The organism is Sphingobium sp. PNB (assembly GCF_019873065.1).
GTDB classification, from domain to species: Bacteria; Pseudomonadota; Alphaproteobacteria; order Sphingomonadales; family Sphingomonadaceae; genus Sphingobium; species Sphingobium fuliginis.
Map to the genome: position 1 here is coordinate 1 of NZ_JAINEZ010000016.1, position 19379 is coordinate 19379.

General features: G+C 62.7%; 16 protein-coding genes, 1 tRNA gene and 1 pseudogene. 12 read left to right on the plus strand and 6 right to left on the minus strand.

Going from position 1 to position 19379, the window contains the following annotated elements; genetic code table 11:
* Positions 1-214: 214 nt before the first annotated feature.
* Entirely contained in the window at positions 215-967 is a 753-nt protein-coding gene (locus tag K7W03_RS07860) for a DUF3631 domain-containing protein (protein ID WP_226869890.1), read from the plus strand.
* 123 nt (positions 968-1090) lie between these two features.
* On the opposite strand, the gene K7W03_RS07865 is transcribed toward K7W03_RS07860, so the two are convergent.
* Together K7W03_RS07865 and K7W03_RS07870 are read right to left on the minus strand one after the other, a co-directional pair.
* Positions 1091-1393: a hypothetical protein gene (locus tag K7W03_RS07865; RefSeq protein ID WP_222885948.1), complete on the minus strand. Its 303-nt coding sequence runs from the start codon at positions 1391-1393 to the stop codon at positions 1091-1093.
* 512 nt (positions 1394-1905) lie between these two features.
* Positions 1906-2424 (minus strand): hypothetical protein, encoded by a 519-nt coding sequence (locus K7W03_RS07870; protein ID WP_222885949.1) that lies wholly within the window; start codon positions 2422-2424, stop codon positions 1906-1908.
* Positions 2425-2557: 133 nt separating this feature from the next.
* Between K7W03_RS07870 and K7W03_RS07875 the strand changes: the two genes are divergently transcribed.
* Genes K7W03_RS07875 through K7W03_RS07885 form a run of 3 tightly spaced genes read left to right on the plus strand, consistent with a single transcriptional unit; the run spans position 2558 to position 4815 of the window.
* Entirely contained in the window at positions 2558-3238 is a 681-nt protein-coding gene (locus tag K7W03_RS07875) for an SLC19 family protein (protein ID WP_222885950.1), read from the plus strand.
* Positions 3235-3735: an ImmA/IrrE family metallo-endopeptidase gene (locus K7W03_RS07880; RefSeq protein WP_222885951.1), complete on the plus strand. Its 501-nt coding sequence runs from the start codon at positions 3235-3237 to the stop codon at positions 3733-3735. The genes K7W03_RS07875 and K7W03_RS07880 overlap by 4 nt, the downstream gene beginning before the upstream one ends.
* Positions 3736-3744: 9 nt before the next feature.
* Positions 3745-4815 carry a beta family protein gene (locus K7W03_RS07885; protein WP_222885952.1) on the plus strand — a complete coding sequence of 357 codons (1071 nt, stop codon included), beginning with the start codon at positions 3745-3747 and terminating at the stop codon, positions 4813-4815.
* Positions 4816-4903: 88 nt separating this feature from the next.
* Here K7W03_RS07885 and K7W03_RS07890 read toward each other — a convergent pair whose 3' ends face one another.
* Positions 4904-6100, minus strand: a complete 1197-nt coding sequence (locus K7W03_RS07890) for a tyrosine-type recombinase/integrase (protein ID WP_222885953.1) — start codon at positions 6098-6100, stop codon at positions 4904-4906.
* Positions 6101-6284: 184 nt separating this feature from the next.
* A tRNA-Ser gene (locus K7W03_RS07895) sits at positions 6285-6375 on the minus strand.
* A gap of 52 nt (positions 6376-6427) precedes the next feature.
* Here K7W03_RS07895 and K7W03_RS07900 point away from each other — a divergent pair.
* The gene (locus K7W03_RS07900) at positions 6428-7357 is read left to right on the plus strand and encodes a peptidylprolyl isomerase (RefSeq protein WP_222885954.1); all 930 of its coding nucleotides are present in this window, start codon (positions 6428-6430) and stop codon (positions 7355-7357) included.
* Positions 7358-7448: 91 nt separating this feature from the next.
* The gene (gene ald / locus K7W03_RS07905) at positions 7449-8564 is read left to right on the plus strand and encodes an alanine dehydrogenase (protein ID WP_025551745.1); all 1116 of its coding nucleotides are present in this window, start codon (positions 7449-7451) and stop codon (positions 8562-8564) included.
* Between the two features lie 184 nt (positions 8565-8748).
* On the opposite strand, the gene K7W03_RS07910 is transcribed toward ald, so the two are convergent.
* Together K7W03_RS07910 and K7W03_RS07915 are read right to left on the minus strand one after the other, a co-directional pair.
* Positions 8749-11286 carry a penicillin-binding protein 1A gene (locus K7W03_RS07910; RefSeq protein ID WP_048577065.1) on the minus strand — a complete coding sequence of 846 codons (2538 nt, stop codon included), beginning with the start codon at positions 11284-11286 and terminating at the stop codon, positions 8749-8751.
* A gap of 146 nt (positions 11287-11432) precedes the next feature.
* Positions 11433-12431 (minus strand): N-acetylmuramoyl-L-alanine amidase family protein, encoded by a 999-nt coding sequence (locus K7W03_RS07915; protein WP_413469319.1) that lies wholly within the window; start codon positions 12429-12431, stop codon positions 11433-11435.
* 452 nt (positions 12432-12883) lie between these two features.
* Between K7W03_RS07915 and K7W03_RS07920 the strand changes: the two genes are divergently transcribed.
* The 6 genes and pseudogenes from K7W03_RS07920 (at position 12884) to yidD (ending at position 19371) form a co-directional block, all read left to right on the plus strand.
* Complete coding sequence (locus K7W03_RS07920; protein ID WP_222885956.1) at positions 12884-15589, plus strand: Rne/Rng family ribonuclease; 2706 nt, start codon at positions 12884-12886, stop codon at positions 15587-15589.
* 444 nt (positions 15590-16033) lie between these two features.
* Positions 16034-17404 (plus strand): M48 family metalloprotease, encoded by a 1371-nt coding sequence (locus K7W03_RS07925; protein WP_222885957.1) that lies wholly within the window; start codon positions 16034-16036, stop codon positions 17402-17404.
* The gene (locus K7W03_RS07930; protein WP_222885958.1) at positions 17401-18171 is read left to right on the plus strand and encodes a DsbA family protein; all 771 of its coding nucleotides are present in this window, start codon (positions 17401-17403) and stop codon (positions 18169-18171) included. The genes K7W03_RS07925 and K7W03_RS07930 overlap by 4 nt, the downstream gene beginning before the upstream one ends.
* Before the next feature lie 320 nt (positions 18172-18491).
* Positions 18492-18626: a 50S ribosomal protein L34 gene (gene rpmH / locus K7W03_RS07935; protein ID WP_007683189.1), complete on the plus strand. Its 135-nt coding sequence runs from the start codon at positions 18492-18494 to the stop codon at positions 18624-18626.
* Between the two features lie 32 nt (positions 18627-18658).
* A pseudogene (gene rnpA / locus K7W03_RS07940) lies at positions 18659-19033 on the plus strand (ribonuclease P protein component); the annotation flags it as partial.
* A gap of 125 nt (positions 19034-19158) precedes the next feature.
* Complete coding sequence (yidD, locus tag K7W03_RS07945; RefSeq protein WP_025551802.1) at positions 19159-19371, plus strand: membrane protein insertion efficiency factor YidD; 213 nt, start codon at positions 19159-19161, stop codon at positions 19369-19371.
* The last annotated feature ends 8 nt before the right edge of the window (positions 19372-19379 follow it).

Here is a 19379-nt window from a genome sequence, read left to right on the forward strand (position 1 = left end):
ATCTAACCCGGCACCATGAACCCGCCGCGACAATCTGTTCTCATCCTGATAGTCGCTGACCTCTCACCCAGATCGTCGCGCTATAGCTAAGGGCGACGAAGAGCTACGTTGCCTGATTAATGCAGGCCACGGGACGGGCGGCTTCATCCTTCGCAACGAACTATTAGACAAGCAGTGGCATCCGGTAAAAAAGAGCGCCTTTGCAGCGATAGCCATGGCAGGAATCGGAAATATCCTTCCTGACACGATCCTGACCCGCTCGGTCGTCGTGAAGATGCGCAAGCCTTTGCCTGACGAGAAAACCGAACGGTATCGCAGTCGTATTCATGGCAAACTTGGTGATACTCTGCGTGGCGAGTTGGCAGCTTGGGCCGATCAGGTCCGCGAAGCAGCATCGCAGCGCTGGCCCATACTGCCTGATAGTATTGCCGACCGGGATGAGGATGTCTGGGGTCCATTGATCGTTGTTGCCGATCTCGCCGGTGGCCCTTGGCCTGATCTGGGCCGACAGGCAGCAATCTCAGCGGTGAAATCAGCCAAGGCAAACAGCAAGCCTTCGCTCGGCGTCCAATTGCTGGCAGACATTCGTACTTGCTTTGGTGATGCTGATCGTATGACCACCGCTGACCTGCTGGACAAGCTCCTGGCCGATGACGAAGCGCCTTGGGGCGATCTGCGAGGACGCAGGATCGATGCCCGTAATCTGGGTAAGATGCTGCGTGAGTACGACATTCGGTCAATCACGATCCGTATGCCCAATGGCCAGACGCCCAAAGGCTACAAGCGGGAAGCCTTCCACGATGCATGGAAACGCTACCTGCCTGTGTTTCCGGCAAGCACAACAACCGCAACATCAGAAACGAACCATGCCAACGCCGCTGAAACCGGGCTTGGCGCTGTGTCGGAGGATGATGCCATTGCGGTGTGTGGCGGCAATGGCCGCTGTGTCATGACCGATGAGGCCTGAAAGCCCTTGGTATTCAGGCGAATTGCCCATGTTTCGCATGTGGCGGCAAATACACAGAGTAAGTGAGGCATTTGGAGCTTTATTTAACATACATCTCCCCATCCTCTCGGATGGGGAGATGTCTTAGGCACGAAGTTCCAAGATAATTTTCTGAAACGCTTCGGCACGGCCTTCTCTTTCAGATAGGAAGTCGTTGAGATTTTCCTCCTCACGGAGGATTTTCTCACCGACCTTTTGCTCTGCCAGAGTTTTATAAGCCTTACGTTCAAGAGCGTAATCCTCTGTCTGCTTGAAACGCATCTGATCCACGTAGTCATTGAGAGCATTCGCTCCCTTGGATACTGCCTTAACAGTAGTACCAATACCATTCATTGTATCAGCAACAGCAGTGAAGGACGAGCCAAGAGCCAGCTTCAGAGTAGACATGCGGGCCTCCTATATAAGAGCAAGATTGCTCATAAGCAGCGTAAGCTGCCCACTTAAAGGGGTGCCCCCGTGTTTACAGGGTTCGACACCCCGGGGGGGGGCGTGTTTTTTTGGGGCTTCGCCCCATGAGTGTTACGCCGCCGAACGTCTCTAAAAAATGTTGGCAAAGCCGACCAATACGGCAGCAACAAGTGACATAAGGGCTGTTCGTTTCTTCGCTCCCCTTCTGTTGGATGGCCGCTCGAAGCGAAGGCTGCTCATCGGCCCGGAGCGTAGCGGAGGGTCCGATGCAGCAAAGCCGGGAGCGGAGAGCGGACGGCCAGCAGATAGATTGAACCGTCATATCCCATATCCCCGCTATAAGAACGGATGGTTATGATGAGGGTTTTCTTCCCTTGGTTCCAATTTTGGAGCACGGCGTGCCCAGCCTCTTCCGCTCCTCCCTCACCGCGCCTGCGGCGCGACGGTCGGGCGGACGGCTGGGACACGCCGTCCTCATTGTTATTCGAGGTTCAGCAGATGATGTGCGGGCCGACAACCTGACATCTCGTGCCATCCGACCCAATGATTGATCCGCCAACAGACCGATAGGTCACACCGTTGGAACCGATGAGCGTATTGCCTGACTGGTAGTAAGTCACGCGACCAGCATTACCGTTTGGTGCGATTGGTTGAACTTGCGGAGGCTGGAACTGTTGCCCCTGCTGACGAAACTGCTGTCCCCAGCCTTGTGCAGATTGCCCGAGTTGCTGGATGGAATTATTCAAATCTTCCATCTCAGCCCGTTGGTTGGCAACTTGATACTGCCACATCTGAAGCTGCTGACTATTCATTGCATCACGGTAGCCCTTCGGATTCCCGTTCTTGTCGTAACACATGATCCTTGTGGGTGAGATATTCGACATTCTCTTGCAGTTCTTGTCGCCTGCCATGTAATATTGGCCGGAATAGAAATTCGGCCCTGCGGTGCTTGCGCAGGCGGACAATGCCAGCGCGCTGCCCACAATGGCTAGCCCCGAGAATTTACGCATACGCCCCCTGTTGCATATCCGCACCGACCCGCCAGCCGGGTCGGTTGATCGACGCGAACACAGGAACACGCCTCCCGCGTATTCCCCGAGGGTATTATATTTCGCAGGCCGCCCGACCGTAGCCGAGTTGCCTGTGTTCACCGCCGATTGCGGGCCGCCCCTTCCGATCAAAGTCGGGGCAGCGGACGGACATTATCGATTGCCAACGCTCTTGTCCATGCGCCTGCCAAAGCTGGAACAAAATGGGTTGGCGCGATCATGGGATAAACGTATTAGGTTATGGGGGCTTGAATGCTGCGGGTTTCGGCAGGTTGTGGCATATGTTGACCTCAAGGGCTGGGTTCATATATGTTCCTCTAATGTTCTGTCGGGATTGCATTTGATGGCGGATAAGCGAGCAGCAAAGATAGTTGGCCCCGCGTTGAAGGTAGCCGGTGTTGTTGTGCTCTGCCTTGTGTCGGGAGTGATCGGCGGGGCGCTCACACGAAACTTTGGCACTAGCAGCTACACCCTATCTTACGCTGATTTCGTGTCGGTCATGCTGACTGCCGTGTCATTACTCATGACGGTGCTGGCAATCTTTCTGGCGGTGGTCGGGTTCTTGGGCTGGACCACCATTGAACAGAAGGTGCACGGTAAGACCGAGGACTTTCTTGCTAAGGGGTTTGAAAAAGGCGGCCGGTTAGACCGCGTTGTTGTGGACATGATTGAGCGCAAAACGGAAGAAATCATGTTCCGAGGCGTCCAGCCGGTCGGTGAAGATGATTTGAACGGGAGCGAGGAAGATAAAGGTGAAAATGGTGGTGTGGCATGAGCCTGCTGGCTGACAACAGGGTCAGAGAGAATGAAGCCGAGATTGTAAGACGTTATATGTCGAGCTTTCCGGTCAAGGTCGGCGAGCTTGCGAATGAGCTTGGCCTAAAAGTCGTGCGCGCTCCCATGCCCCCCAAGATTTCCGGTCTTATCCAGCCTTCGACCGATGCTCCCGCCGGTTTTGAAATTCGGGTCAACAAATATGAGATGCCCGAGCGCCAGCGGTTTACGGTTGCGCACGAGATTGCCCACTACCTGTTGCACCGGGACGATATTGGTGCCGGTGTGGTGGATAGCATTATGTATCGGTCTAACCTGACTTCCCGGAAGGAAACCGAGGCTAACAGGCTGGCGGCTGATATTGTCATGCCAGCAAAGGTTGTGGGCAGGGAGTTAGAACGGATTGGCGGCAGGAGAACAGATGAGGCAGTAGAAAAACTAGCCTCTATGTTTCGGGTTTCGGTTCCTGCTATGAAGGTGCGATTAGGGGTAGCCTAGGGGCAATAGATGCTTGAACAGTTTGCTTATTGTCCGACCCTTCATGCCAGAGTTGCCGAGATTAAGGCGTTGGCACAACTTCCGGCAGCGACAAAGGACAGACTGTTCCCTTTGATTATCGCTCGACCTTGGCCCAATGCAAAAAACCTTGCCCGGACTTGGGAAAAGATTGCGGAAGCAATGGGCAACCGCAGGTTTGCTCTTGATCTTGACCCTATAAAACGGAACTCGGGCGGCAAACTTGCTACTGCTGCCGAGTTTGACGAATTGTTTGTAAGCCGAAACGGCTTCGCAAATTACTACGAGAAAGTCGCCAGCATAGCCGAGGCTATTCCGGTTTTGCGGATTAACGGCGGCGAGGCCGTGCAATTTGAAGCCCAAGCCCGCCACGTAGAAAATCTGGACCGGGGATTGGTTGTTCGCATTGAGTACGGGGTTGTGACCAACCCTATAGCGTTAGTCGAACAGGTTCTTGACCGGTTTCAGGACGTTTCATTCTTTGTGGATGCCGGTTGGTCCCGCGATATTTTGGGCCGGGAGGCTTGGGCTTCGGGAATAGTTGCGCGGGTTGCCCGCGATCATCCCGAGATTGAGCTTGTCATATCGGGTAGCAGCTTCCCCGACTCATTCTCGGACATCGCCGACCGGGGTACGAACCCGGTTGGCGAGCGGTATCTATATAATAACCTCGTCCGGCGGCATAACTCCGCTACGTTAGTCTACGGGGATTGGGGTAGTACGCGCCCCCCGTCCGTTGACCAAGTTCCTATGCGAAACATTCCACGGATCGACCTGCCCAAACAAAGCGAATGGGTGTCGTTCCGGCGCGACAAAGAATTGGATGATGATGAGGACTATACCGACATAGCTCAACGGGTGGTGTCGGACGTGGATTGGCCCGCCGGTCTTGACATCTGGGGCACTTACACGATTGAATGGACAGCCAGCGGTGAGCCGGGGGCGATACGGAGTCCGTCCACCGCTGCTGCTGCACGGATCAACATTCACTTACACCGGCAAGCGTTTTTTGGGGCCAATGACACCATGGTAGATGGTGACGAGCCTTTTACGGACGATTGAGGCGACCAATGAGGCCATCGTCACCTCGCTGTTCCCCTATAATTATTCCTAGTCAGTCATTGGGCTGGATTGTTGTTGCGTACTAACCTCAGGCCCGCCTCGTCATTGGTACAACTCTCGCCTGTTCGCCATCAGCAGCGCAATAGGCACCCCATGCTTCCATCAGCTTCCGGCGCTTGTCGAGCAAACCGCCACGCTGATAGGCGCGCTCAACCTCGTTTCGATTCTGGTGAGCCAACGCCGCTTCCGCTACCTCGCCGGGGAAATTCGTTTCCTCGGCCACCCACGTCCGAAATGACGAACGGAAGCCATGAACGGTCGTGGCCTCCTTCATGCGGCGAAGCACACCTAATAGGGTCATATCTGACATGGCACCGCCGTTCACGCCGGGAAAGATCAAGTCCGTCCCTTCTCGCCTGATCGCGGTGGCACTTCGAAGAACGGATAACGCCTGCGGGGATAGCGGCACGACATGTTCAATTCGCATTTTCATGTGATCGGCTGGAACGGTCCATAGACCCTTCTCCATGTCGATCTCACTCCACGTCGCCAGCCGAACTTCCTGTGAACGGGCGGCAGTCAGGATGACGAACTCCAGAGCCAGCCTGCTCCATGTTCCTCCCGCTGTACGGAGGCGGATGATGAATGCTGGTAGGTCGGCATAGGGCATAGCTGCATGGTGCTTGCCCCCTTTCTGCTTCGGCAGTCCATTACCTGCCGCCAAGGCGTCTGTTGGGGCTTCTGTTGATCGCCAGCCGCGAGCATGAGCAAAGTTCAGCACCGCCCTTATGCGCTGCTTTACCCGCCTGCCGGTTTCCGGCTTCTCGCTCCAGACCTTGGATATGGCCGTGATGATCTCGCCAGCGGTTATGCTGCCGACTGACTTTGAACCAAGGGAAGGAAAGGCATAGGCTTCCATTGAATTGATCCACTGATCTTCGCTCTTGGCGTTGGACCACTGGTTCTTGTGCGTTCCATGGTAGGTAAGAGCCGCTTCACGAAAGGTGACGCTCTGTGCCTTGGCCTTGCGCTTCTCAGCCACAAGGTCACGGCCATCTTCGCGAGTTGCCTTGCGGGCTTCGGCTGCCTTGGCTCGGGCCGCTGCCAGCGTTACCAGCTTGGCGCTGCCAAGGCCGATGTCACGCCGCTTACCGTCATGCTGGACACGCAGAAGCCAGCTTGCGCCGCCAGATCGACTCACCTTTAGGAAGAGGCCATCGCCATCACCATAGGTGCCGGGCTTCGTCAGCGCGGCTTTGACTTCATTGGCGGTCAGCTTGCCCATGTCAATTCCCCACACACAGCGAGGAGAGGCTTCCCCACACTCGGGAGTTTCCCCACACCGTTCCCCACATTTTAACGGGGCTGCGGGCGAATATCAACGAACAGCAGCGGTTGACGACAACCCGAATAACCGCAGAAAGCCGCGCCTTTCGGCGGTTGTCTATGAACACTGAGGGATGGGTAAATGGCGGAGCGGGAGGGATTCGAACCCTCGATACGCTTTTGACGTATACTCACTTTCCAGGCGAGCGCCTTCGACCACTCGGCCACCGCTCCGCATTGCACTGGAGGCGGCTCCCTATCGTGCGTCGGCGCGCTAGGCAAGGGGATGCTTTACTTTCCTTTCCCTCCCATGCTTGATTGCATCATGCAAATCCGTTCCCTCGCTTTCCTGGCCGCGCTTTTCCTGCCTTCCCCGGCGCTTGCCGCCGATGCGCCAGCCACCCCGTCCGCCATCGTCGCACAGGCGCCCGCCAGCGCATGGCAGGCCATCGCGGCCGATACGCTGCTGGTCATGACGGTCGAGGGCGACAAGCGCGTCGTCATCCAGCTCGCGCCCGATTTCGCGCCCGCCCACGTCGCCAATATCCGCGCACTCGCCCGCGCGGGCTGGTGGGATGGCGAAAGCGTCTACCGCGTGCAGGACAATTATGTCGCCCAATGGGGCGATGTGACCGAGAAGAAAGCCCTGCCCTCCGGCGTCGCCACGGACATCGGGGCGGATTATGCCCGCCCCCTCGCAGCCCTCAAGACGCCCGTGACACCCTTGCCCTATCCCGACGCCTATGCCCCGCGCACCGGCTTCATCAATGGCTGGCCGGTCGCGATGGACGAGGCGTCGGCCTGGCTGCCCCATTGCTATGCCATGGTCGGCGTGGCGCGGAACCTTTCCCCGGACGCGGGAACCGGCGCCGAGCTTTACGCCGTGATCGGCCAAGCCCCACGCCAGCTCGACCGCAATATCGCGGTCGTCGGCCGGGTGATCGAAGGCATGGACCTGCTCGCCAGCCTGCCACGCGGCTCCGGCGATCTCGGCTTCTATGCCGCGGGGGAGAAGCGCCTGCCGATCCTCTCCGTCCACCTCGCCAGCGACCTGCCGGAATCGCAGCGGCCACGCTATCAGGTGATGGACGTCGGCTCGCGGAGCTTTGCCGATTACCTTCGCCTGCGGGCGAACCGGCAGGACGATTTCTACGAGCGGCCCGCAGGCGGCGTCGACCTCTGCAACGCGCCGGTGCCGGTGCGGGAGGCGCCCTGAACGCTCCATTCCGCCGCAACGGGCAAATTGCCGGAACGATGCCTATCTGACGGACATTACAGCTTCGCCGGCAAGGATGGAGAGGATGGTCATGATCGTAGGCACCGTCAGGGAGATCAAGAATCACGAATATCGCGTCGGCCTGACGCCGGAGAGCGTGCATGAGCTGACCGCCCACGGCCACCGCGTGCTGGTGGAAAGCGGCGCGGGGGAGGGGATCGGCGCGCATGACGGCCTCTACGCCCGCGCTGGTGCGGAGATCGTCGACGATCCGGCCGGCATCTTCGCGACGGCGGAGATGATCGTGAAGGTCAAGGAACCCCAGCCGGAGGAGCGCGCCCTGCTGCGCCCCGGCCAGATCCTCTACACCTATCTCCACCTGGCGCCCGATCCCGACCAGGCGCGGGAGTTGATGGCGTCGGGGGCGATCGGCATCGCCTATGAAACCGTGACGGACGCTCATGGCGGGCTGCCGCTGCTGAAGCCCATGAGCCAGGTTGCTGGACGCATGGCGATCCAGGCCGGCGCGACCGCGCTGGAAAAGGCGCATGGCGGGCGAGGCGTGCTGCTGGGCGGCGTGCCCGGCGTGTTGCCCGCGAAGGTGGCTGTGATCGGCGGCGGCGTGGTCGGCTTCAACGCGGCGCAGATGGCGGCGGGTCTGGGCGCGGACGTCACCATCCTCGACCGCAGCCCGGAAGTGCTTGAGCGGCTGGGCATTCATTTCGAGGCGCGGGCGAAGACGCGCTTTTCCAACCGCGCCAATCTGGCCGAATGCGTGGCGGAGGCGGACCTGGTGATCGGCGCGGTTCTGATCCCCGGCGCCGCCGCGCCCAAGCTGGTCTCGGCGGACATGCTGAAGACCATGAAGAAGGGCGCGGTGCTGGTGGACGTGGCGATCGACCAGGGCGGCTGCTTCGAGACCAGCCACCCCACCACCCATGACGACCCCACCTATATCGTCGAGGGCATCGTTCATTATTGCGTCGCCAACATGCCCGGCGCCGTGGCGCGGACCAGCACCTATGCGCTCAACAACGTGACCCTGCCCCATGCGCTGCGAATCGCCGACCTGGGGTGGAACGAAGCGCTGCGAGCGGACCCGCATCTGCTCGCCGGGCTGAACGTGTGGAACGGGCAGATCACCTATCGGGCTGTGGCGGAGGCGCTGGGACTGCCCTACATCCCGGCGGAACAGGCTATCGGATAGGGGCTGAGGCGGCGCTCTGTTCGACAGTGGCTGCCATTAAGCACAAAGCGCTCCTGCGAAGGCACTCATGAGAGCCCGGTTCAGGCGATGCGGTGTTCCACTGACGGCAGCACTCGGCTCCTGCCCTGGCGGCAGCATGTCGTGGTCAAAGGAAAGGGAGGGCAGCGACCACCCCCCTGCCCTGTCAGTAAATCCCGCCCTGGTCCTGCAGGAAGTCGCTGTCAGTGCGCTGGCGGCGCTGGACGGTCGCTTCGATGCGGGCGGCGGCCTTGTCCTGGGCGGCGACCTCTTCCTTGCGGATCGAGCGGCGGGGTTCGGATTCGGGCTTGAACGCTTCCCAGATCACGGCGGGCTTGGGTTCGTCGGTCGGCCAGACGCCATAGACGCGCTTGCCCGAGCGGCGGTCGATCGTGACCATGCGGATGCCGGCCGGCGCGATGAAGGGCGTTTTGGGCATGGTTTCGAGGACCGGCGTCATCGCCGCCTTCCAGATCGGCGCGGCGACGCGGCCGCCCTGCGCCCAGCCGCCCAGGCTGCGCGGCTGGTCATAGCCGATATAGACGCCGGCGACGATGTCCGGCGATCCGCCGACGAACCAGACATTGGTCGGGCCGTTGGTGGTGCCGGTCTTGCCGAACAGCGGGCGCTTGAGGTCCGCCAGCACGGTGGCGGTGCCGCGCTGGATCACGCCTTCGGCGATGTGCACGACCTGATAGGCGGTCATGGGATTCATCACCTGCCGCCCTTCGAAGCCGAAGCGGGGCATGGGCTTGCCATCCCAATTGGCCATGTTGCAGCCGTCGCAGGCGCGCCAGCGCAGCGGCCAGATCACCTTGCCGCGCCGGTCCTGCACATAGTCCATCAGCTTGGGGCTGAGTTGCCGTCCCTGATTGGCGAGCATGGCATAGGCGTTCACCATCCGCTCCACCGTGGTTTCGCCCGCGCCCAGCGCGAAGGAGAGATAGGGCTGGTAGTCCCCGATCCCCATCGCCTTGATGGTGCGCACGACACGGTCCATGCCGGTCTGGCTGGCGGCGCGCACGGTCATCAGGTTGCGCGACTGTTCGACGCCCCAGCGCATGGTCTGCGGCCCGGCGCTGCCGCCGGTGAAGTTGCGGAAGCATTTCTGGCCGAGGCCCGCGCCCTGATAGACGCAGAGCGGCCCGTCGACGATGATCGAGGCCGGGGTCATGCCATTGTCCAGCGCGGCGGCATAGACGAAGGGCTTGATGGTCGATCCCGGCTGGCGCATCGCCTGCGTGGCTCGGTTGTATGAGGAGAGACGGTTGTCGAAGCCGCCCTGCATGGCGCGGACGCGGCCTGAATGGGTTTCCTCCACCACCATGCCGCCGGAGACTTCGGGCACGTTGCGCAGCGCCCAGCTCGATCCGTTGCGCGCCACCACGATCAGGTCGCCGGGCTTCATCGCGGCGAAGGCCGGGCCGCCCGTCTTGCGATAGGGCAGTTGCGCGGCGCCCGCGGGCAGCGTGCCGGTCGATCCATCGGAAAAGCCGATCTGCGCCGCGGAGGAATCCCGGCTGACGATCACGGCGACGCGCCATCCGGCATAGTCCACGTCGATATAGCTCGCCGCCAGCTCGCGCTTCCAGCCGCGATCCATGTCGATCCTGGCGACCGGCCCGGACCATCCCTTGCCCGCGTCGAAGCGCAACAGCCCGTTGCGCAACGCCGTCGTCGTCAGATCCTGTATCTTCGGATCATAGGGGCTGCGGACCCAAAGGCCGCCGGCATAGACGCTGTTGGGGCCATCCTCCGCCTTCTCCCCGAAAAGCTGGATCAGGCGGCGGCGCACCTCCTCCATATAATAGCCGCCGGCGCGGGCGTCGAAGCTGGAGCCGTGCGCGGCCACGGTGCCGAGCGGCTGGGCCTGCGCCTCGTTCCGCTGCGCCTCGGTGATCCAGCCATTTTTGTACATTTCGCCCAGCGCCCAGTTGCGGCGTTCGAGTGCGCGTTCATGGCCGGTCGGGCTTTCCGGGCGATAATTGGCGGGCCCCTTGGGCAGGATCGCCAGATAGGCCATCTCATGCAGCTTGAGGTCGGCCACATCCTTGTCGAAATAGGCGCGCGCCGCCGCCTGCACGCCATAGGCGTTGCGGCCGAGGAATATCTGGTTGAGGTAGAGTTCCAGTATCTGCTGCTTCGAAAGCACCCCCTCCATGCGATAGGCGAGGATCATTTCCTTCACCTTGCGGGTGGGGGAATATTCGTCGCCGATCAGCAGGTTCTTCGCCACCTGCTGGGTGATGGTGGAGCCGCCGCGGGCGCGCTGGCCCGACCCGATCTTGGTCGCATAATCGAAAACCGCGCCGATGAAGCCGGGGATGTCGACGCCATGATGCTCGAAGAAGGTCTTGTCCTCCGCCGAAAGATAGGCGCGGATGAGGAGCGGCGGATAGTCGCTATACTGGAGCTGCACGCGCCGTTCGCGGGCATAGCTGTGGACCGGCTGTCCGTTGGTGTCGCGCACGATGGTCGGCAGGGGCGGTTCATATTCCAGCAGCGTCGCCGCATCGGGCAGCCCGCGCGCGAAGACCAGCCAGAACAGCGCATAGGCGAGCAGGAGACCGCCGAAACCGATCGCGATCCAGCGGAACCAGCGCTTGTCCCAATGGGGCCGGAGGCGTTCCCCAAAGCCGCTCGCGCCGCGGCGCAGGCGCTGAGCAAAGGACGATGCGGCGTATTTGGGGCGTGCCTCTTCCATGATGGTCGAGGCTGTAAGGTCAAAATGGGGGAAGCGCCAGAGTGGAATGCCCATGTGAGGCCGGACTGCGTTGGCGGCCCGGTCCTGATTGCCCAAGCGTCTTGCCGAACCTGTTTCAGCATGACGGCAAGACGGCAAGGACGGGCCTAACCGCCGTTACCGACCGCCAGCCTGCGGGCGAAATGCACTTCGATCGCGCGGGCGACGCCTTTGGCGATGTTGGCTTGGCCTGCCTTCGACGCCAGGAAAGCCGCGTCGGCGCTGTTGGAGAGATAGCCGGCCTCGAACAGCACCGACGGCGTGTCGGGCGCCTTCAGCACCATCAGCGAGGCGAAGCGGTGCGCCGTGCCGCGAAACGGGACATAGGGCGCCGCCTCGCGCTGGAGCAGCCGGGCGAAGGCCACCGAGAGGTTCATCGATTCCCGCTGCGTCAGGTCGATGAGGATCGAAGAGACATCGCTGGGCTGGCCACCCAGATTGACGCCGTTCAACACATCCGCCTTGTTTTCACGCGCCGCCAGCCGGGCCGCCTCGCGGTCGGATGCGGTTTCGGACAAGGTGTAGACGGTCGCGCCGCGCGCCTGGTCGTCATCGGCCGAATCGGCGTGGATGGAGATGAACAGGTCCGCATTGAGCTGGCGCGCGATGCCGTAGCGCTCCTGCAGCACCAGGAACCGGTCGTCATTGCGGGTCAGCGCGACGCGGACGCGGCCCGAGCGCGCCAGTTGGTCGCGGATCGCCAGCGCGATGGCGAGCGTCACGTCCTTCTCGCGCTCGCCATTGTCGCGGTTCACGGCGCCCGGATCATGGCCCCCATGGCCGGCATCGATCACGACCAGCGGGCGGGATGCGTCGCGCGTTCCCTCCACCGGGGGCAAGGAAACGCCGCGCGCCACCGGCGGGATGGGAACGGTGATGCTGTGCAGGCGCTTCGCCGGACGGGGCGCCATATGCGCGGGCGCGTCGAAGCGCATGCTCGCCCGGTCGCCATGGAGCGGGTCGGCGGAAGTGGGGACGGCCGAAAGGATCATGCTTGCGAGCGCAAGACTTTGGAGCATGCGCCGCTTGTGCACCGCGCGGCCCGTCGCCGTCCAGCGCAATTTCATGCGCGCAGGCGAACGACAACCGAATGATGCGTCAAGCATTGTCGAACGGCAGGCTTAACACCATCTTCACATAAGGGGCGATAAACCGCCTGGCGCCATTCGGGTCAAAGTGGCGCGACGCGAAACAATATTTCCAGGAGCCGTTGCTCCTTGCCATTTTGACTGCTACCCATTCACATTCCTTGGAGACGCGCCTTTTCGGGCGACGTTCTTTCGGGGATATTCACGATGGCACCGGCAGGCGGCAACGCCCGGAACCGATGCACGAACAGGTTGACGCTGCATGAGGCATGATTTCCAATCCACGCTGAACCCGATCCCGGGCGATGCGGCGTGGTTGGTGGTGTCCGGCACATGGTCCGGCCCTGCCCCGGCAGCAGACACGCAATTTCCCATGCCAAACCGGGCGATGCAGCAACTCGCGCCGCCCCCTTACTATCGCGCGGCAGCCCGGCCCAGTGCCGTCGGCCGCCAGCGCCGGAGAACAATAAATGACAATGCGTATGCTGATCGATGCGCGCCACCGGGAAGAAACCCGGGTCGCGGTCGTCAAAGGTAACCGGATCGAGGAGTTCGACTTCGAATCGGCCGAGCACAAGCAGCTCAAGGGCAATATATACCTCGCCAAGGTCACTCGCGTAGAACCGTCGTTGCAGGCGGCCTTCGTCGATTATGGCGGCAATCGGCACGGTTTCCTGGCTTTCAGCGAAATCCACCCCGACTATTATCAGATCCCCCGCGAGGACCGCGAAGCGCTGCTGCGCGAGGAACGCGCCCATGCGGAGGAAGAGGCCGCGCTGCGCGCCGAGGTCGAGGATGACGAGGATGTCGCCGCCGACGGCGGGCTGGAAGTCGTCGAGGCCACCCATCATCATGACGATGAGGATCATGGCGAGGAAACGGCCGAGAACGGCAATGGCGGCGATAACGGCAGGGGCCGCGGCCGTCGCGGCAAGGGCGACGATGCCGCCGACGAACTGCGCCGGAAGCGCATGGCGCTGCGCCGCCGCTACAAGATCCAGGATGTCATCAAGCGCCGCCAGGTGCTGCTGGTGCAGGTCGTCAAGGAGGAGCGCGGCAACAAGGGCGCGGCGCTGACCACTTACCTGTCGCTTGCCGGCCGTTATTGCGTGCTGATGCCCAACACCAGCCATGGCGGTGGCATTTCGCGCAAGATCAGCAACGCCGCCGACCGCAAGCGGCTGAAGTCGATCATCGCGGAGATGAACCTGCCCTCCACCATGGGCTGCATCGTCCGCACCGCGGGCCTCCAGCGCACCAAGCCGGAGATCAAGCGCGACTTCGACTATCTGGCGCGCCTGTGGGACGAAATCCGCGAGAAGACGCTGAAGTCGGACGCGCCCGCGCTGATCCACAATGACAGCGACCTCATCAAGCGGGCGATCCGCGACATCTACAACAAGGATATCGAAGAGGTCATCGTCGAAGGCGAATATGGCTATAAGGCTGCCAAGGACTTCATGAAGCTGCTGATGCCCAGCCATGCGCGCCGGGTGAAGCAATATGCCGACGCGGTGTCGCTGTTCCAGCGCGCCAGCGTCGAGGACCAGCTCGCGGCGATGTACAATCCCGTCGTACAGCTCAAGTCCGGCGGCTATCTGGTCATCAATCCGACCGAGGCGCTGGTTTCGATCGACATCAACTCGGGCCGGTCGACCCGCGAGCATGGCATCGAGCAGACCGCTGTCGCCACCAATCTGGAAGCGGCGCGGGAGATTGCGCGTCAGTTGCGCCTGCGCGACATGGCGGGCTTGGTCGTCATCGACTTCATCGACATGGAGATGAACTCCAACATCCGCAAGGTCGAGAAGGCGATGAAGGAGGCGCTGAAGGACGATCGCGCCCGCATCCAGGTCGGCCGGATCTCCGGCTTCGGCCTTATGGAAATGAGCCGCCAGCGGTTGCGCACCGGCGTGCTGGAAGCATCGACCCGCCAGTGCCCGCATTGCGAAGGCACGGGGCTGGTCCGCACCGCTTCGTCGGCGGGCCTCAGCGCGCTGCGCATGCTGGAAGAGGAGGCGGCGCGCGGTCGCGGCAGCCTGATCACGCTGCGGGCGAGTCAGGAAGCGGCCTTCTACGTGCTCAACAACAAGCGCCGGGAGCTGGACGAGATCGAGCAGCGCTATGGCGTGCGCATCGCGATCCTGCCCGATGGCGAGGTCGAAGGCGCGCGCATGTCGGTCGAGGCCAGCGGGCCGCGTCCGGAGCGGGTGGTCGACTATACGCCGATCGCGGAAGAGGATGACGATCTCGACGTCATCGAGGAACTGGACGAGGAAGAGATCGAGGAAGTCGACGCCGCGCAGGAGGAACGCGCCGAGCGGGGCGAGGATCGCGGCGATGATCGGGAAGGAGGCGGCCGTCGCCGTCGCCGCCGTCGTCGCCGTCGCGGCGGTCAGCGCGAAGAGCATCGCGCCGAGTCGGAGACCCAAGGCGAGGCTGGCGAGGACGCCGACAGCGCCGAAGAGGAAGCCGAGATCGAGGGCGAGACCGAGGCTGTTCCGGCCGAAGCCGCCGCCGAAGCGGAGGGCGAAGGCCGTCGTCGCGGTCGTCGGGGCCGCCGGGGCGGACGCCGCCGCCGCGAAGCCGGCGAGGAAGCGGTGAGCGAAGGCTCGGTTGCAAGCGAGGAAGCGGTCGAAGCCGTCGAGGCCGAAGTCGTTCAGGAGCCCGTGGCGGAAGCAACGCCCGAAGCCCCTGCCGAGGAAGAAGCGCCCAAGACCCGCCGCCGCCCCCGTGCACGCAAGGCGAAGGAAAGCGCCGCGCCTGCCGCCGAAGCGGTGGAAGCCGTTGCGGTCGAAGCTCCCGTGGAAACGCCCGTTGAAGCCGTGCCGGAAGCCCCCGCCGCCGAAGAGGCGCCGGCCAAGCCCAAGCGCACGCGCCGCAAGAAGGCCGATCCGGTGGCGGAGGAAGCACCTGCTGCCGAGGCTGCACCGGAAGCGCCCGCCGCCGAAGAGGCGCCGGCCAAGCCCAAGCGCACGCGTCGCAAGAAGGCCGATCCGGTGGTCGAGGAAGCCGTTGCCATCGAGACCGCGCCATCCGTTGAAACGCCCGTCGAGGCCGTTCCATCGGATGAGGCTGCGGAGACGGTCATCGTGAACGGAGAAGCCGAAGCGGCAGACGAAGGTGACGATGGCGCACCGCGCCGCGGCTGGTGGCAGCGCACCTTCGGCCAGTAAGCCGACAGGCGATGGAAAGACGCCGCTGTCTTGCCGCTTCGGGCGGCCGGACGGCGGCGTTTTCATTTTCGGAAGGCTGAAGTCCCGGGTGGGATTTTGCAGCTATTTCAGGACCTTCCTTATCCGTGGAAGGAGAAGGATGGGAAGCTTTGGCGACGAAGGAGCCGGGGCTGATCTGGATGAGAGGGGAGCGGGCCTGCGGCCCACGCGATCCTTTGGATCGCACCCCCCCTCACCCAGCTACGACTAGGCAGCAAGCTGCCAAGTCTGCGCAGCCCTCTCCCTCCAGGGAGAGGGATAAAAGTGGGTGTTCGCTTCCCGCCAAAGCCCCTATTGGACCTGCCGCTTTATGGGCTACATAACGCCTTTCAGTTGCCGTTCATCCCCTGCACGGCATTGACAGTCAGCGATGGAGCCTCTTCCCCTGCCCCGCACCGCCCCTGCATGCCGAACCTTCCTCGCATGACCGCGCGCTGGCTTCGTTTCGCGGCCATCGCCGCCGCATCGCTCGCCCTCTTGTCGCGCCCGGCCGCGGCGCAGCAGATCCTGCGGGACGCGGAGACAGAGGCGTTCATGGCCGACATGTCAGCGCCGCTGGTCCAGGCGGCCGGCATGGAGCCGCGCAATGTCCAGGTGCTGGTCATCAACGATCCCAATATCAACGCCTTCGTGGCGGGCGGCCAATATGTCTGGGTGCATAGCGGGCTGATCGCGGCCGCCGACAATGTGAACCAGGTGCAGGGCGTGGTCGCGCATGAACTCGGCCATATCGAGGGCGGCCATGTCATCCGTTACGGGGAAGGGATGAAGGAGGCGACCGGCATCACCCTGCTCAGCCTGGTGCTGGGCGCGGCGGCGATCGCGGCGGGCGGCGCGGAAGCGGGCATGGGCATATTGGGCATGGGGCAGCAGGCGGCGATGGGCAAGTTCCTGGCCTTTTCGCGGGCGCAGGAAAGCTCCGCCGACCTTGCCGGCGCGCGTTATCTCAGCAAGGCGGGGGTTTCGGGCAAGGGCAGCCTGGAATTCTTCAAGAAGCTGCAGAACCAGGAATATCGCCTCGCCATTCCGCAGGACGACAGTTACGGCCGCACCCACCCCCTTTCAGGCGAGCGCATCAACGTGCTGCGGGAAGTCTATACGGTCGATCCCGCCTGGGACAAGCCGATGGACCCGAAGCTGGAGGCGCGGTTCGAACGGATCAAGGCGAAGCTGGTGGGCTTCGTGTCGGAACCCAGCCAAACCCTGCTCAAATATCCCGAAAGCGACCAGTCGCTGCCGGCGCATTATGCCCGCGCCTATGCCTGGCACAAGAGCGCCTATCCGGACAAGGCTCTGGCGGAGGTCGACGCCCTGCTGGCCGCCGCGCCGCACGATCCCTATTTTCTGGAACTGAAGGGGCAGGTGCTGCTGGAAAGCGGCAAGCCCGCGGACGCCATCCCGCCGCTGCGCGAAGCGGTGCAACTGACCAACCAGCCGTTGATCGCCACGCTGCTGGGCCATGCGCTGATCGCGACGGAAAATGACGCGAATTTCGCGGAGGCGGAAAAGGTGCTGCGCAACGCCATTGCACGGGACCGGGAAAATCCCTTCGCCTGGTACCAGTTGGGCGTGGTCTATGAACATCGCGGCGACCTGCCCCGCGCCGCGCTGGCGACGGCGGAACGCTATTCGATGATGGGCGAGGACCAGATGGCGCTGCGCAGCGCCGACGCCGCGATGCAGGGATTGAAGCCGGGCACGGTTGACTATCTGCGCGCGCAGGATATCGCCATGGTTTCCCGCGCAGCCGTCGAGCAGAAGCGAAAGAAACGATGACAGATCAAAGGCGGCCCAGCTTTCGCGCAGCGCTTTCCAACAGGACCATCATGATGACCCTTGGCGTTTTCGCCTTCATCGCCGCCACCGCGACGGGCGCGGCGCTCGGCACCCAGAGCACGGGCCGCGTCGACGCCGGGGACAAGGCCGCCATCGAGCAGATCGTGCACGACTATATCCTGGAACATCCCGAGATCATCCCGCAAGCCGTCGAGAAGCTGCAGGCGAAGCGGATGTCGGGCATGATCGACGCCAGTCGCAAGACGATCGAGACCCCCTATGCCGGCGCGTGGGAAGGGGCCGCCAATGGCGATGTGACCGTGGTCGAATTTTTCGACTATGCCTGCGGCTATTGCCGGGCGTCGCTGCCCGATCTCGCCAGGCTGGTGGGTGAGGACAAGAGGGTGAAGGTCGTCTATCGCGAACTGCCGATCCTGTACGACGAGAGCATCGATGCCGCGAAGGTGTCGCTGCTGGCGGCGGAGAAGAACCAGTATATGCCCTTCCACCGGGCGCTCTATGCAGCGGGCAAGGTAACGCATGAGACGATCCTCGCGGCGGCGGCGAAGGTCGGGATCGACGCGAAGGCGGCGCAGGCGGCGATCGCGGGGGGCAAATATGATGCGGAGATCCAGTCCAATATCGGGCTGGCGCAGAAACTGCAGGCAAGCGGCACGCCGACCTTCGTCATCGGGGGTCAGGTGCTGAACGGGGCCGTGGGCTATGACGCCCTGAAGGCCGCGGTGGCGTCCGCGCGGGGGAAGTAAGCGGCGGCTTCCGCGTGGTTTGCTGACCTTCCGCTTTCCTTGAAGTGCATCCCATGAAATGCACCGTGCTCCTGCGAAGCACTCGAATGAGACAGGCGGCTCATGAGAGCCAGGTTCCCACGGTATGATGATCCACGGACGGCAGCGCTTGACCGGAATCCGACATCGCGCTCAACCGTCCTCGAAACCATCACGACCTTCTCCTCCGCCATTGACTCGCCTCTCCCTTTTGCCTATCGGACGCCCCCTGACATGCGGCCGCCCGCCCGGCGGCCCTTTTTTGTCACGCCCGATTCTTTTAGTTTTTTGAGGAATGAACGATGAAGCGCACCTATCAGCCGAGCAATCTGGTTCGGAAGCGCCGTCACGGTTTCCGCGCTCGCATGGCGACCCCCGGCGGCCGCAACGTGCTGCGCGCTCGTCGTGCACGCGGCCGCAAGAGCCTGAGCGCCTGAACGACGCGCCGCTTGAGCGCGCGCCTGCGGTCATGACCCGGCGCGCTGATTTTCTGGCGGCGAATCGCGGGCGGCGCGCGCCCATGCCAGGCTTTGTCCTGCTGGTGCGCGAACGCGGCGACGGCGATCCGGCGATGCGGTACGGCATCACGGTCACGAAAAAGATTGGCGGCGCTGTCATCCGCAACCGGATGAAGCGCCGCTTTCGCGTTCTGGCGCGGGAGCTGTTGCCGGCGCATGGCATAGCCGGAGCGGATCATGTGCTGATCGGGCGCGCCGAGGGTATTGAGCGCGACTTCGGCCTGCTTCGCCGGGAGCTGGAAAAGGCGCTGGGCAAGGTGATGAGCCGGCCTGTTGATGAGGCGCCGCGCAGGAAGGGGCGGCCTTCCCCTCCGAAAGATAGGGCGCCCCTGCGCAGGCAGGAACCCGGCTTCGAGGTGGCGACGGAAGGCAGCGGCGGAACGGGCTTCCTGCCCTCGCAAGAACATGGCGGGGACAGACATGGCAGGGGCAGACATGGCAGGGATAGGCCGTGATCGCCCGCCTTTTCATCCTGATCGCGCGCTTCTGGCAGCTTGGGCCTTCGCGCATTTTGCCTCCTTCCTGCCGCTATGCGCCCTCCTGTTCCGAATATGCGATTCAGGCGATCGGCAAATATGGTGCGGTGAAGGGTAGCTGGCTGGCCACGAAGCGGCTAATGCGATGCCACCCATGGGGCGGTTCGGGTTACGATCCGGTCCCCTGATACGAATT

Excerpts from the sequence above, each read along its gene's own strand:
- K7W03_RS07860 (WP_226869890.1), top strand. The coding sequence starts at position 215 with ATGGCAGGAATCGGAAATATCCTTCCTGACACGATCCTGACCCGCTCG.
- K7W03_RS07865 (WP_222885948.1), bottom strand. The coding sequence starts at position 1,393 with ATGTCTACTCTGAAGCTGGCTCTTGGCTCGTCCTTCACTGCTGTTGCT.
- K7W03_RS07870 (WP_222885949.1), bottom strand. The coding sequence starts at position 2,424 with ATGCGTAAATTCTCGGGGCTAGCCATTGTGGGCAGCGCGCTGGCATTG.
- K7W03_RS07880 (WP_222885951.1), top strand. The coding sequence starts at position 3,235 with ATGAGCCTGCTGGCTGACAACAGGGTCAGAGAGAATGAAGCCGAGATT.
- K7W03_RS07885 (WP_222885952.1), top strand. The coding sequence starts at position 3,745 with ATGCTTGAACAGTTTGCTTATTGTCCGACCCTTCATGCCAGAGTTGCC.
- K7W03_RS07890 (WP_222885953.1), bottom strand. The coding sequence starts at position 6,100 with ATGGGCAAGCTGACCGCCAATGAAGTCAAAGCCGCGCTGACGAAGCCC.
- K7W03_RS07900 (WP_222885954.1), top strand. The coding sequence starts at position 6,428 with ATGCTTTACTTTCCTTTCCCTCCCATGCTTGATTGCATCATGCAAATC.
- ald (WP_025551745.1), top strand. The coding sequence starts at position 7,449 with ATGATCGTAGGCACCGTCAGGGAGATCAAGAATCACGAATATCGCGTC.
- K7W03_RS07910 (WP_048577065.1), bottom strand. The coding sequence starts at position 11,286 with ATGGAAGAGGCACGCCCCAAATACGCCGCATCGTCCTTTGCTCAGCGC.
- K7W03_RS07915 (WP_413469319.1), bottom strand. The coding sequence starts at position 12,431 with ATGCTTGACGCATCATTCGGTTGTCGTTCGCCTGCGCGCATGAAATTG.
- K7W03_RS07920 (WP_222885956.1), top strand. The coding sequence starts at position 12,884 with ATGACAATGCGTATGCTGATCGATGCGCGCCACCGGGAAGAAACCCGG.
- K7W03_RS07925 (WP_222885957.1), top strand. The coding sequence starts at position 16,034 with ATGCCGAACCTTCCTCGCATGACCGCGCGCTGGCTTCGTTTCGCGGCC.
- K7W03_RS07930 (WP_222885958.1), top strand. The coding sequence starts at position 17,401 with ATGACAGATCAAAGGCGGCCCAGCTTTCGCGCAGCGCTTTCCAACAGG.
- rpmH (WP_007683189.1), top strand. The coding sequence starts at position 18,492 with ATGAAGCGCACCTATCAGCCGAGCAATCTGGTTCGGAAGCGCCGTCAC.